The organism is Salipiger bermudensis, from assembly GCF_019801965.1.
Classification (GTDB): domain Bacteria; phylum Pseudomonadota; class Alphaproteobacteria; order Rhodobacterales; family Rhodobacteraceae; genus Salipiger; species Salipiger bermudensis_A.
Genome location: NZ_JAHVIA010000002.1, coordinates 126,599 through 139,923, shown reverse-complemented (window position 1 = coordinate 139,923; position 13,325 = coordinate 126,599). Strand labels below are relative to the sequence as shown.

The window sequence follows — 13,325 nt, the reverse complement described above, 5'->3', positions numbered from 1 at the left end:
GAGATGACCCATAGCCCCACCGTGAAGAGCTTCTGGGACGAAGCCACCGGAAGCTGGCAATACGTCTTCCACGATCCCGCCACCATGAAGGGGGCGATCGTCGATCCGGTCTGGGATTACGATCCGCAGGCCGCCGCCACCGGGACCGAGAACGCCGAAAAGATCCTCGCCTATATCGAGGAGACCGGCATCGAGATCGTCTGGATCCTCGACACCCACCCCCATGCCGACCACTTCTCGGCCGGCCCCTGGCTGAAGGAAAAGCTCGGCGCGCCCACCGCCATCGGCGAGAAGGTCACCGGTGTACAGACGCTCTGGCAGAGGATCTACAACCTTGGCGCCGATTTTCCCACCGACGGCAGCCAGTGGGACCGGCTCTTCGCCGATGGCGAGGAGTTCATGGTCGGCGAGATTCCCGTCCGGGTGATCTTCTCACCGGGCCATACGCTGGCCTCGATCACCTATGTCGCCGGCGACGCGGCCTTCGTGCACGACACCTTCATGATGCCCGACAGCGGCACCTCGCGCGCCGATTTCCCCGGCGGCTCCTCGGCGGATCTCTACGAGACCATCCAGAAGATCCTGTCGCTGCCCGACGACACCCGGCTCTATGTCGGCCACGATTACGCTCCCGAGGGCCGCGACGCCGCCTGCTGCGCCACCGTGGCCGAGCACAAGGCGTCGAACATCCACCTCAAGGACGCACCCTCGGAACAGGAGTACCGCGCCGTGCGCGACAAGCGCGACGCCACCCTGCCGCTGCCCAAGCTCATGCTCGCGGCGCTGCAGATCAACATCCGCGGCGGGCGCAAGCCGGAACCGGAAGGCGATGGCCGGCGCTACCTGAAGATCCCGCTCGATTATTTCGAGCCGCGCTGACGGAGTGCTTCGTCCCGGCCCTGGTCTGCAGCGGAGAGGGCGGGACGCCTCCGGCGGGAGTATTTTTGACGAAGAAAAGAGGGTGGGCGGAATGAGACCTGCCTCGTTGCGGTGCTGGGGGGGGAGACAGTTGCGGCGCTCTGGCCCGGCCCTGGTCTGCAGCGGAGCGGGCGGGATGCCTCCGGCGGGAGTATTTTTGTCGAAGTGAAGATGAGGGCGATGCGCGGAGGGCCCGGCGTTGGAGCGCGGGCGGCCGGGTGAGGGAGATTGGAGGGGCAGCGCGGGGGCGCATTGGGCGCCGGCCCCTTTCCCCCTGCGCGGCGATCCGCTAAGAGCGGCGCGATACGTGACACCAACACGGGCGGCTTCGCGATGAAATTCACGCTTTCCTGGCTGAAAGAGCACCTCGACACCACAGCCTCGGTCGACGAGATCACCGAGGCGCTGACCGATCTCGGGCTCGAGGTCGAAGGGGTCGAGAACCCCTCCGAGCGGCTGCAGGCCTTCACCATCGGCAAGGTGCTCAAGGCCGAGAAGCACCCGGACGCGGACAAGCTCCGGGTCTGCACCGTGATGACCGACGAGGGCGAGAGCCAGATCATCTGCGGCGCACCCAACGCGCGCGAGGGCATCACCGTGGTCGTCGCCAAGCCCGGCACCTACGTGCCCGGCATCGACACCACCATCCAGGTCGGCAAGATCCGTGGCATCGAGAGCTACGGCATGATGTGCTCCGAGCGCGAGATGGAGCTGTCGGAAGAGCATGACGGCATCATCGAGCTGGCCTCGGGCGAAGTCGGACAGCGCTTCACCGACTGGCTGGCCGAGAACGATCCCGCCAAGGTCGACCCGGTGATCGAGATCGCCATCACCCCCAACCGCCCCGACGCGCTTGGCGTCGAGGGCATCGCCCGCGACCTCGCGGCGCGCGGCCTCGGCTCGCTGAAGCCGCTTGAGCAGGTGACCGTCGCGGGCAGCTTCCCATGCCCGATCTCGGTGACCATCGAGGACAGCGCCAAGGACGGCTGCCCGGTCTTCTATGGCCGCGTCATCAAGGGCGTGAAGAACGGCCCCTCGCCGCAATGGCTGCAGGACCGGCTCAAGGCCATCGGCCTGCGCCCGATCTCCTTCCTCGTCGACGTGACCAACTTCTTCACCTTCGACCGCAACCGCCCGCTGCACGTGTTCGACGCCGACAAGGTGCAGGGCAACCTGCGGGTCCACGCGGCGGAAGGCGGCGAGACGCTCGAGGCGCTCGACGAGCGGACCTACACCATGGAGCCAGGGATGATCCTGATCTCCGCCGACAGCGGGCCGGAGAGCCTTGGCGGCGTGATGGGCGGAGAGCCCACGGGTGTCAGCGACGAGACCGTCAACGTCTTCCTCGAGGCGGCTTACTTTGACCCGATCCGCACCGCCTATACGGGGCGCGGACTGAAGATCAATTCCGACGCCCGCTACCGGTTCGAGCGCGGCATCGACCCGTCCTCGGCAGAGACCGGCATCGAGGCAGCGACCAGGCTTATCCTCGACATCGCCGGCGGCGAGGCCTCCGAGGTGGTGGTCGCAGGGAAAACCCCGGATGTGAGCCGCGCCTACAAGCTCGACACCGACCGCGTGGTGAGCCTCGTCGGCATGGAGATTCCGGCGGAGGAGCAGCGCGCCACGCTCGAGGCGCTCGGCTTCACGCTCGAGGGCGACATGGCCCATGTGCCGAGCTGGCGCCCTGACGTGATGGGCGAGGCGGATCTGGTCGAGGAGGTCGCCCGCGTGGCCTCGCTCACCAAGCTCAAGGGCCAGCCAATGCCGCGCCCGCAGGCCGGCGTTCCTGCCCCGATCCTGTCGCCGATGCAGAAGCGCGAGCAGATCGCACGCCGCACCGTGGCCGAGCTCGGCTACAACGAGTGCGTCACCTACAGCTTCATCGATAAGGCGGCGGCGGAGCTCTTCGGCGGCGGCGACGATGCCACCATGCTGGCCAACCCGATCAGCTCGGAGATGAGCCACATGCGGCCGCAGCTGCTGCCGGGCCTGCTGCAGGCGGCGGCGCGCAACCAGGCGCGCGGCTTTGCCGATCTGGCGCTGTTCGAGGTCGGCGCGGCCTTCCACGGCGGTGAGCCGGAAGAGCAGCACACCCAGATCACCGGCCTGCTGGTCGGCCGCAGCGGGCCGAAGGACGTGCACGGCGCCTCGCGCCCCGTCGATATCTTCGACGCCAAGGCCGATGCCGAGGCGGTGCTGTCTGCCATCGGTGCCCCGGCCAAGATGCAGATCCTGCGCGGCGCCGAGGCCTGGTGGCACCCGGGCCGTCACGGCAAGCTCTGCCTCGGCCCCAAGAAGGTGCTGGGCGTGTTCGGCGAGATCCACCCCAAGGTGCTGGCCGAGCTTGGCGTCAAGGGCCCGGCGGTGGGCTTCACGCTCTACCCCGCCGAGATCCCGCTGCCGCGCTCCAAGGGCTCGGGCCGTCCGGCGCTGAAACTCAACGACCTGCAGGCGGTCGAGCGCGACTTTGCCTTCGTGGTCGATGCCGACGTGGCGGCGCTGGATCTGGTCAATGCCGCGGCGGGCGCCGACAAGGCGCTGATCGAGGAGGTCCGGGTGTTCGACGAGTTCATCGGGGGCAGCCTCGGCGAGGGCAAGAAATCGCTGGCGATCACCGTGCGGCTTCAGCCCTCCGACGCGACGCTGAAGGAAAAAGACATCGAGGCGGTCGGCGCCAAGATCGTCGAGAAGGTGACCAAGGCCACCGGCGGCACGCTGCGCGGCTGAGACCTCCCAGCTCGAGACAGGAAAGGCGCGGCCTTGCAGGCCGCGCCTTTTGTATTTCAGGGTTCGCTCAGTTCCCGGCGCGCGGACATTGCTGGCCCTGTGCGCAGACGCCCGGGGTGTGGCCTTGCGCGTGACGCATGCCCATGCCGTTGCCGGCGCCATTGCCCGGACGTGCGCCCTGGCCTTGGCCGCGCTGCATGCCCGAGCCCAAGCCAGCCTGCAGCCGGGCCCCGTTGCGCGACTGCGCCTGTTGGCCCTTCTGTTGCCCCTGGCCCATCATCGCCTGCGGCTGGCGGAGTTGCTGATGGATCTGCTGTTGCTGCTGATACTGACGGCCCAGACCCGCCTGCGCGAAATCGCCCTTCGAGACACGTCCGTCGCCGTCGCGATCCATGCCCTGCACCCAGGCCCTGGCACCGCCGACGAACTCGTCGCGGCTGACCCGGCCATCGCCGTTGCGGTCATTGGCCCTGAGCTTCATGCCGTCGGCGACACCCTGCATGAGCCCCTGCCCGCCTTCGGGCATCCCGGCCATGTCATTGGCGCGGGCCTCGTCGAAGACGGCATATTCCTCGGCATCGAGCATGCCGTTATCATCGGCGTCGAAGCTCATGAACACGTCGCCGCGACGGGTCCGCGCCTCGGCCTGCGTCACGACGCCATCGCCGTCGAGATCCCAGTTTTCGATGAAATGTGCCCCCGGCTCCTGCGCGGTTGCCGCTCCGGCAAGCGCCATGGAGGCGACGAGGGCGGTGGCTGTGATGAAGCGTGCCATCTGGCTGTCCTTTCCCGTAATGCATTCGGTTACGCGAATACAACGCGGGGCGCCGACGTTTCCGCCGCGCCCCGCCGGAAAAACTTTGCCGCTCAGCCTTCGGCGGTCAGCTCGTCGAAGATCGCCAGCGCCTTGGCGGCGTAGCTGAGCCCCGGGCCGCCGGCCATCTGCACCGACATGCCCAGCACGTCGACCAGCTCCTCGCGGCTCGCGCCGGCCTTCACCAGCGCGTTTACATGCGACAGGATGCAGCCCTCGCAGCGGATCGCCACGGCGATGCCAAGCGCCACGAATTCCTTCTGCTTCTTGCTCAGCGCGTTGTCGACGGTGGCCGCCTTCTGCAGCTCCATGAAGCCGGCGAAGGTCTCGGGCATGGCCTTGCGCAGCTCGCGCATGTGACCGGCATTGGCGGCGATCTGGTCCTTGAAGCTCATGGCCTCTCCTTTCATGCAAATCGTTTGCATGTCTAAGAGCACGCAGCCCTGCTGCTATCCTTGATCGAGATCAGGGCTGGCGCGGAAAGCCCCCTTGCATCACATGCAGAGCTTTGAAGGCGTCGGCGCGGCGCGCGGCGCGCCTGTTTCCACGGCATTCTCCGCACGTCCGGTCGCAGAAACCGGGAAAACCTCCGCAGGACAGTCAACCGCTCTTGGCCGAGCGCACGGATCGGCGCTACCAAGCGCGAAATGCCGCCGCGCCTGACGTGGCATCCCCCGTCAGACGGAGCCCAAGATGAGCGACCACAAGATCGAGCGCATTCGCGTCCACCGCGTGCTGATCCCGGGCAAGGCGGTGCATTCGCACGGCATCGGCGACGTGGCGGGGATCCACTCTGTGATCCTCGAGGTGATCACCGACACCGGCCTCACCGGCTGGGGCGAGGCCTCGCCCTGGCCCGCCTTCACCGGCACCGCCGAGGGCACCGTCGCGGCGCTCTACACCTATATCCGCCCGCATCTCATCGGGCAGGACCCGGTGCAGGTCGAGCGCCACATGCGCGACGCCGAGGCGCTGGTGGTGGGCCACCCGGAGGCCAAGGCGGCGATCGAGATGGCGCTGCTCGACCTGACCGGGCAGATCTCGGGCCTGTCGGTCTGCGAGCTGATCGGCGGTCGGATGCGCGACGACATGGGGCTGAGCTTTTCCGTCGCCAACCCGGATTTCGGCAAGGATCTCGAGGATGTGGCCGAGATGTGGGCCGAGGGCGTGCGGATCTTCAAGATCAAGACCGGCTTCAAGAGCCACGCCTTCGACCTGATGCGGCTCGAGAAGCTGCGCGTGGTCTATGGCGCCGAGGCCGACCTGCGCATCGACTACAATCAGGGCCTGCCGGCCTATGACGCGGTGCGCTGCATCCGCGATCTCGAGGCCTTCCGCCCGACCTTCGTCGAGCAGCCGGTGAAGATGCACGAGCGCGAGGCGCTGGCCCATATCGCCCACGTGATCGAGACCCCGATCATGGCCGACGAGTCGGTCTTCGGCGTGCGCGAGGCGATGCACGGGGTGCAGATTCGCATGGCCGACATCTTCTCGCTCAAGGTGATGAAGTCGGGCGGCATCCGCCGCGCCCTCGAGGTCAACGCCATCGCCCGCGCCGCCGGGATCGAGGTCTATGGCGGCTGCATGTTCGAGACCGGCCTCGCCCATGCCGCCGGTGCCCACCTGATGGCGGCGCTGCCCGAGCTGCGGCTCGATTGCGAGTTCTACATGTCGACCTATTACGCCAGCGAAGACATCCTTACCGAGCCCTTCCCGGTGCGAAACGGCCGGGTACACGTGCCCGAGGGGCCGGGTCTCGGCGTCTCGGTCGACCCGGCGATACTGGCGAAATACGCCCAAGCCGAGGCGCTCGGCTGAGGCCTCAGCCGAAGAAGGCCCGGCGCAGCAGGTTCAGCGCGGCGACCAGCAGCACCCAGAGGGTGATCTTGCGAAACGCCGCCTGGTCGATGCGGTCATGCACCTTCATGCCGAGCCACATGCCTGCCATCGACGGCACCACGAGAAGCAACGAGAACCACACGGTCTGCGCGTTCAGCACGCCGGAGACCGTGTGCGCCCCGGTCAGCGACAGCGCGCCTAGGCCGTAGGCCACGCCCTGCACCCGGATCTGCTCGCGCTTTTCGGTGTCGATGGCGGTGAGATAGGCCACCATCGGCGGCCCCCAGACCCCGGACATGCCACCGATGAACCCGGCAACGCTGCCGATCACCGCCTCTGCCCAGCGGTTCTGCCCGTTCTTCAGATGCGGCCGCCAGCCGGCGATCTGCATGATGCAGAACAGCGCCACCGGTCCGCCGATCATCGCCAGCAGCACCGGAACCGGCAGCACCCGCACAAGCTGCGACGAGATCAGCAGGCAGAACAGCCCCGCGCCCAGAAACACCCGGAACCGCTTGATCGAGGCGAGCGCCGCGCCAAAGCCCTGCTGCAGCGCCTGCACCGCGTTGCTGATCAGCGCCGGCAGGATCAGACCGGCCAGCGCCAGCTCGGGCGACAGGAAACTGCCAAGCCCTGAGATCAGGATCATCGGCAGGGCGAATCCCACCATGCCCTTGATCATCCCGGCCAATGCCGCGATTGCGAAGGCAAGCGCGAGCGCCTGCGGCGAAATCAGGGTGAATAGCATCTCCATAAGCCGCTCATATCATGCCCGTTTCCCCTCTGCCTCTGAAATCATTGCGCAATAATAGAACCTTCGTACACCCACAAGGGTATTTTTGTTGCGCTGCACCTGCGAAATCGCTATCCCCTCCAAGACCCAGGAGAAGGAAGTGATTCATGGCACATGACGGACAGGACATCGCCCTCGGCCAGAGCATCCTGCTTGATGATCTCACCGGCCTCACCAAGGCCGCCATCGTCCCCGCCGAGGCGGTTCTCGAGGCCGCCCGCGCCGCGGTGCGTGCCCTGGTCGAGGAGGATGGCCGCGTTTCGGGCAAGCTGATCGAGGAGAACCAGTTTGCCGCCCACGGGCTTGCCTGGCTCGCCACCTATGTCGAGAGCCTGCGCCAGATGCAGTACTGGGCCGACAAGCTGAGCGGCGAGGGCGGCTTCGGCGAGGTCGAACAGCTGATCCACCAGATCGCGTTCGGCGAGTATCTCAACCAGATCGCCGGCGGCATCCAGATGAACCAGGGCGAGATGGTGCGCCTGGCTGACCTGGGCGTCAGCCCCGAGGCCGCGGCCGCGCTGCGCACCGACGCCACCGAGACGCTGATGGCCCACGGCAACAGCCAGGCCGCCCGCTCGCGCCTCGTCGAGCTGATGCAGGAGCGCTCGGCGGAGATCACCGTCGGCAAGACCGCGCTCGACGAAGAGCTCGAGATGATCCGCGAGCAGTTCCGCCGCTATGCCGTCGACAAGGTCGAGCCCTTCGCGCACGAGTGGCACCTGAAGGACGAGCTGATCCCGATGGAGGTCATCGAGGAGCTCGCCGAGATGGGCGTGTTCGGCCTCACCATCCCCGAGGAATACGGCGGGTTCGGCCTGTCGAAGGCCTCGATGTGCGTGGTCTCGGAGGAGCTGTCGCGCGGCTATATCGGCGTGGGCTCGCTGGGCACCCGCTCGGAGATCGCCGCCGAGCTGATTATCGCGGGCGGCACCGAGGAGCAGAAGCAGAAATGGCTGCCGGCGCTGGCCTCCGGTGAGAAGCTGCCCACCGCGGTCTTCACCGAGCCCAACACCGGCTCGGACCTGGGCTCGCTCCGGACCCGCGCGGTCAAGGACGAGAGCGGCGATTACACCATCACCGGCAACAAGACCTGGATCACCCACGCCGCGCGCACCCACGTGATGACGCTGCTGGCGCGCACCGATCCCTCGACCGACAATTACAAGGGTCTGTCGATGTTCCTGGCCGAGAAGACCCCGGGCACCGATGAAGAGCCGTTCCCGACCGAGGGCATGACCGGCGGCGAGATCGAGGTGCTGGGCTATCGCGGCATGAAGGAATACGAGCTCGGCTTCGACGGCTTCAAGGTCAAGGGCGAGAACCTGCTGGGCGGCGAGGAAGGCAAGGGCTTCAAGCAGCTCATGGAGACCTTCGAGAGCGCCCGCATCCAGACCGCGGCCCGCGCCATCGGCGTGGCGCAGGCGGCGCTTGATGTGGGCATGCGCTATGCCGAGGAGCGCAAGCAGTTCGGCAAGTCGCTGATCGCCTTCCCGCGGGTCTCTGGCAAGCTGGCGATGATGGCGGTGGAGATCATGATCGCCCGCCAGCTGACCTATTTCTCGGCCCGCGAGAAGGACGAGGGCATCCGCTGCGATCTCGAGGCCGGCATGGCCAAGCTGCTCGGCGCCCGCGTGGCCTGGGCCAACGCCGACAACGCGCTGCAGATCCACGGCGGCAACGGCTTCGCGCTGGAGTACACCGTGAGCCGCATCCTCTGCGACGCCCGCATCCTCAACATCTTCGAGGGTGCCGCCGAGATTCAGGCGCAGGTGATCGCACGGCGCCTGCTCGGGTAAGGCGATATCCCAAATTAAAACAGAAAGGGCGGTGACCAAGGTCACCGCCCTTTTCATGTCCCAGACTGGCCAGCCGGATGCGTGAGCTCAGAGCCCCGCCGCCAGCCGCACCCCTTGGTCGATGGCGCGCTTGGCATCAAGCTCGGCGGCCACGTCGGCGCCGCCGATGACATGCACCTCCGCCCCCGCCAGCGCATCCGCCAGCGTGCGCAGGCTCTCCTGCCCGGCGCAGAGCACCACCGTGTCGCAGGCGATCAGTTCGGGCTTGCCATCGCGCAGGATGTGCAGGCCGGCGTCGTCGATGCGCTCGTAGCTCACGCCCGCCTTCATCTTCACGCCCTTCAGCATCAGCGCGGCGCGGTGGATCCAGCCGGTGGTCTTGCCGAGACGCTTGCCCACCTTCTCCGCCTTGCGCTGCAGGAGCACCACCTCCCGCGCGGCAGGTTCCGGCTGCGGCCCCTCCGGCGCGAGGCCCGAACGGGCCTGCTCCGGGTCGGTCACGCCCCATTCGCGCAGCCACTCGGGCAGGTCCACCGTCGGGCTCTTACCGGTGACGAGGAATTCGGAGACGTCGAAGCCGATGCCCCCGGCGCCCACCACCGCCACGCGCGGCCCGACTTCGGCAGCGCCGCGCAGCACATCGACATAGCTCAGCACCTTGGGATGATCCTGCCCGGGGATCTGCGGATCGCGCGGCAGCACGCCGGTGGCGACGACCACCGCATCGAAGCCCGCAAGCACCTCCGCGTCGGCGCGGGTGCCGAGCTGCAGCGTCACGCCGGCCTCGGCCACCATCGCAGCGAACCAGTCGACCAGCCCGTCGAACTCTTCCTTGCCCGGCACCTTGCGGGCCATGTTGAGCTGGCCGCCGATCTCGTCCGCCTGCTCGAAGAGCGTCACATCGTGGCCGCGCTGCGCGGCGGTGATCGCGCAGGACAGCCCCGCCGGCCCCGCCCCCACCACCGCGATGCGGCGCGGGGTTTCGGCCTTGTCGATCACCAGCTCGGTCTCGTGCCCGGCGCGCGGATTGACGAGACAGGATGAAACCTTGCCCTGGAAAGTATGATCGAGGCAGGCCTGGTTGCAGGCGATACAGGGCGCGATGAGATCGGCGCGTCCGGCCTCGGCCTTGGCGACGAAATCCGGATCGGCAAGGAAGGGGCGGGCGAGGCTCACCATGTCGGCGCAGCCCTCCGCCAGCAGCTCTTCGGCGACCTGCGGCGTGTTGATGCGGTTCGAGGTGATCACCGGGATACCCACCTTGCCCATGAGCTTCTTCGTCACCCAGGCAAAGCCCGCGCGCGGCACCGAGGTGGCGATGGTCGGCACCCGCGCCTCGTGCCAGCCGATGCCGGTATTGAGGATGTTGGCCCCGGCCGCCTCGATCGCCCGCGCCAGCTGCACCACCTCCTCGTGGGTCGATCCATTGGGCACGAGATCGATCATCGACAGCCGGAAGATGACGATGAAATCCTCCCCCACCGCGGCGCGGACGCGCTTCATCACCTCGACCGGCAGGCGCATGCGGTTCTCGTAGGAGCCGCCCCAGCGGTCCTCGCGCCGGTTGGTGTGGGTGACGAGGAACTGGTTGAGGAAATAGCCCTCCGAGCCCATCACCTCGACCCCGTCATAGCCCGCCTCGCGGGCGTGGGCGGCGGCGGTGGCAATGTCGGCGATCTGCTTCTCGATGCCCGCCTCGTCGAGCTCCTTGGGCGGGAAGGGCGAGATCGGCGACTTGATCGCCGAGGGCGCGACGCAATCCGGCCCGTAGGCGTAGCGCCCGGCGTGGAGGATCTGCATGGCGATCTTGCCGCCCTCTTCGTGGACCCGGTCGGTGACCATGCGGTGATGCGCGATGTCTTCCGCCGTGAACAGACCCGAGGCGCCGGGGAAGACGCCGCCCTCGGCGTTGGGCGCCATGCCGCCGGTGACGATCAGCCCGGCGCCGCCCTTGGCCCGCGCGGCATAGAAGGCGGCCACCCGGTTCCAGTCGCCGCGCTCTTCGAGATTGGTGTGCATCGAGCCCATCAGCACCCGGTTCTTCAGCGTGGTGAAGCCAAGGTCGAGCGGGCGCAGCATGTGGGGATAGCTGGTCATTGGCGGGTCCTCCTTGCGCGCGACCCTGCCAATGGCCCGTGCCGCTGTCAGTCGAAACGTCGCGTCAGAGCCGGCCTGCCATGACGTCGGCGAACTCGGCCATGAGGGCCATGTAGGTGTCCTCCGGCGGGAAGCCGTCGAAGCGGTGCCGCGCCGGGGTCGAGACCCAGGGCAGCTTCTCCGCGCAGACCGTCTCGATGAAGGGTTCGCACCACGACGGCCGGTCAAGCATCACCGGGCGGAGATTGACGAAATCATCCATTCCGGTGATCCGGGTGAAGACCCAGGTGAGGCAGTCGGCGCAATGGAAATGGTTGCAGACCGGGCCCTTGATGCCGCCCAGGACAGGCGTGCCCGCGACCACGCGGAAGCCCTGCGCCGGCAGCATCGCGGTTAGGGAGAAGGCGCTTGCGCTCATCTTCTGGCAGCCCCGGCAATGGCAGGCGGCGGTCATGATCGGCGCGGTGGAGACCTCGATCCGCAGCGCGCCGCAGCGGCAGCTTCCGGTGGCGGGAAGGTCGGAAAGATCGGGCATGGGGCGGCTCCTTTGCGCGGCTCTTCAGGTCGTGGACCGCTTGCGCGCCACGACGAAATGGTTGGGGAGCTTCGCGGGGTAGTCGCCGGTCTCGACGATCTCGAACCCCGCCTCCCGGATCGCCGCCTCGAGCTCGGCGGGCCTCAGGAAGAGGACGGCCGGGGCCTTGCCGAGCTTTTGCAGCCCCCAGACCGCGGGCCGCAGATACCACCTGGCGCCGACGCAGGGCGTTTTCGACAGGAACAGCCCGCCCTCGCACAGCGCCGCGTGGACCTGCGACAGGCATTCCCCGAGATCGTCGAGCAGGTGCAGGAGATTGAACGCCAGCACCGCATCATGAGGCCCATCGGCCAGCGCCTCGCCGACACCGGCGCAGAGGAAGCCAAGGTTCGGGGCGTCGCGACGGCTCTCGGCGATCCGGATCATCCCCGCGGAGAAGTCGCTGCCGGTGATCCGGGCCACCGCAGGCGCCAGCCGCTCGGCGGTGGAGCCGGTGCCGCAGCCGAGTTCGAGAACCTGCATGTCGGGGCGCAGCCAGTGGCGCACCCGTTCGAGCGTCGCCTCGTAGGAGGCGGTATCGCTCACCGGCCGGGCGGCGTAGCGCTCGGCGATCCTGTCCCAGAACGCGGCGCTCATGCGGTGGGCGGCGCCCCGTAGGCGTTCTCTCCGGGCTCGGAGGGCCGGGTCAGCCACCAGATCAGCAGGATGAAGATCACCAGCTGCACCACCCAGAGCACGATCACGCCGAGGCCGCCGACGATCAGCCCGGCCGTCGGCGGCGTCCCTGCCTCCATCTCGAGGCCGGTGGCGACCATCACCCCGCTCAGCAGCACGAACATTAGCGCGACCGAGATCAGGAACGGCAGCAGGTAGTACCAGCCGGGCCGGCCGGTATCGTGCAGCCGCCGGAAGCCCAGCCCCAGCGTCGGCAGCAGCACCGCGAGCTGGAACAGGCCCGACAGCATCCGCCGCCCCTCTCCGGTCTCGGGATCGGCGCCGAAGATCGCCAGATCGACAACGCCCAGCACCGCCGCGCCGAGCACGACGAAGAGCATCCACCACCAATAGGCCGGGCGCGAGGCGCGGCCGCTGAAGGTGGCGTAGTTGGAAAAGCCGTTCTTGATGGCGTCGACGAAACCCATGAGGTGCCTCCTATCCGATGTCGTCCTGCTGGCAGCTGGTCTCGTCCCCGCCGGGGGCGGCAAACTGCGCCTCGCGGCCTTGGGTCCAGAACAGCGCCGGACCGCCATACCATGCGTCGGAGGCATATTTCGCGCCCGAGCCAGACTCGACCCGCGGCAGCACGACCGTGTTGTCGGCCCAGCTCAACACCACCATCGGCTCGAGCGTGTTGACGAAGACCGCGCTGATCGTCGCCCCCATCCCCTCGCAACGATAGGGGAAGGGCCCGAGCGAGGCGCCCTCCTCGGCACGGGCGTCGGCATAGCCCTGCCGCAGCTCGAAGATCCGGAAGGCGTATTCGTTGGCGGTGCAGAGCGGCACGCCCAGGTCGGACGTCCAGCAGCCGTCGCGTCCCTTGATCCAGCCGCGTTGCGTTGCCTTGAGGATGCCGAGCGCCTCCGGGGTCATGTTGGGCCCGGTCGACGCAGCCTTGTAGAGCCGTGCCAGCTCGAGATCGAGCGAGGCCAGCGCGTCAGAGCCGCAGATTGTTTCTTCGGCGCTGGATTGCGCCTTGCTGCAATCGAAGGATGGATCGAGCGCTCTTGCGGCGTCTGGGAGGCTAAGCCAAACAACCAGAGCGATAGCCGTGAAAAGATTTGCGTTTACAAACATGAAAATCAC

At 67.6% G+C, this 13,325-nt stretch carries 12 protein-coding genes; 4 read left to right on the top strand and 8 right to left on the bottom strand.

Going from position 1 to position 13,325, the window contains the following annotated elements; translation table 11 throughout:
* Nucleotides 1-3: 3 nt before the first annotated feature.
* Nucleotides 4-879, top strand: coding sequence for an MBL fold metallo-hydrolase (locus KUV62_RS04595; protein ID WP_222602508.1), 876 nt, complete (start codon nucleotides 4-6; stop codon nucleotides 877-879).
* Between the two features lie 372 nt (nucleotides 880-1,251).
* Complete coding sequence (pheT, locus tag KUV62_RS04590; protein WP_222602507.1) at nucleotides 1,252-3,648, top strand: phenylalanine--tRNA ligase subunit beta; 2,397 nt, start codon at nucleotides 1,252-1,254, stop codon at nucleotides 3,646-3,648.
* Between the two features lie 67 nt (nucleotides 3,649-3,715).
* Here the strand turns inward: pheT and KUV62_RS04585 are convergent, their stop codons facing one another.
* Together KUV62_RS04585 and KUV62_RS04580 are read right to left on the bottom strand one after the other, a co-directional pair.
* A complete protein-coding gene (locus KUV62_RS04585; protein ID WP_261395314.1) occupies nucleotides 3,716-4,423 on the bottom strand; it encodes an EF-hand domain-containing protein in 708 nt (235 codons plus the stop codon).
* Between the two features lie 92 nt (nucleotides 4,424-4,515).
* Nucleotides 4,516-4,857 carry a carboxymuconolactone decarboxylase family protein gene (locus KUV62_RS04580; RefSeq protein ID WP_222602506.1) on the bottom strand — a complete coding sequence of 114 codons (342 nt, stop codon included), beginning with the start codon at nucleotides 4,855-4,857 and terminating at the stop codon, nucleotides 4,516-4,518.
* 298 nt (nucleotides 4,858-5,155) lie between these two features.
* Here KUV62_RS04580 and KUV62_RS04575 point away from each other — a divergent pair, with 298 nt between their 5' ends.
* Nucleotides 5,156-6,280 carry an enolase C-terminal domain-like protein gene (locus KUV62_RS04575; protein ID WP_222602505.1) on the top strand — a complete coding sequence of 375 codons (1,125 nt, stop codon included), beginning with the start codon at nucleotides 5,156-5,158 and terminating at the stop codon, nucleotides 6,278-6,280.
* A gap of 4 nt (nucleotides 6,281-6,284) precedes the next feature.
* On the opposite strand, the gene KUV62_RS04570 is transcribed toward KUV62_RS04575, so the two are convergent.
* Nucleotides 6,285-7,055 (bottom strand): sulfite exporter TauE/SafE family protein, encoded by a 771-nt coding sequence (locus KUV62_RS04570; RefSeq protein ID WP_222602504.1) that lies wholly within the window; start codon nucleotides 7,053-7,055, stop codon nucleotides 6,285-6,287.
* A 146-nt stretch (nucleotides 7,056-7,201) separates the two neighbouring features.
* On the opposite strand from KUV62_RS04570, the gene KUV62_RS04565 reads away from it, so the two are divergent.
* Nucleotides 7,202-8,890: an acyl-CoA dehydrogenase family protein gene (locus KUV62_RS04565; RefSeq protein ID WP_222602503.1), complete on the top strand. Its 1,689-nt coding sequence runs from the start codon at nucleotides 7,202-7,204 to the stop codon at nucleotides 8,888-8,890.
* A gap of 87 nt (nucleotides 8,891-8,977) precedes the next feature.
* Here the strand turns inward: KUV62_RS04565 and KUV62_RS04560 are convergent, their stop codons facing one another.
* The 5 genes from KUV62_RS04560 to KUV62_RS04540 all read right to left on the bottom strand — a co-directional run bounded on the left by KUV62_RS04560 (nucleotide 8,978) and on the right by KUV62_RS04540 (nucleotide 13,316).
* Nucleotides 8,978-10,987 carry an NADPH-dependent 2,4-dienoyl-CoA reductase gene (locus KUV62_RS04560; protein ID WP_222602502.1) on the bottom strand — a complete coding sequence of 670 codons (2,010 nt, stop codon included), beginning with the start codon at nucleotides 10,985-10,987 and terminating at the stop codon, nucleotides 8,978-8,980.
* A 64-nt stretch (nucleotides 10,988-11,051) separates the two neighbouring features.
* Nucleotides 11,052-11,522: a GFA family protein gene (locus KUV62_RS04555; RefSeq protein ID WP_222602501.1), complete on the bottom strand. Its 471-nt coding sequence runs from the start codon at nucleotides 11,520-11,522 to the stop codon at nucleotides 11,052-11,054.
* 24 nt (nucleotides 11,523-11,546) lie between these two features.
* A complete protein-coding gene (locus tag KUV62_RS04550) occupies nucleotides 11,547-12,158 on the bottom strand; it encodes a class I SAM-dependent methyltransferase (RefSeq protein WP_222602500.1) in 612 nt (203 codons plus the stop codon).
* A complete protein-coding gene (locus KUV62_RS04545) occupies nucleotides 12,155-12,664 on the bottom strand; it encodes a DUF805 domain-containing protein (protein ID WP_222602499.1) in 510 nt (169 codons plus the stop codon). Before KUV62_RS04545 ends, KUV62_RS04550 begins: the two co-directional genes overlap by 4 nt.
* Nucleotides 12,665-12,674: 10 nt before the next feature.
* Nucleotides 12,675-13,316, bottom strand: a complete 642-nt coding sequence (locus tag KUV62_RS04540) for an MliC family protein (protein WP_222602498.1) — start codon at nucleotides 13,314-13,316, stop codon at nucleotides 12,675-12,677.
* Nucleotides 13,317-13,325: the final 9 nt, after the last annotated feature.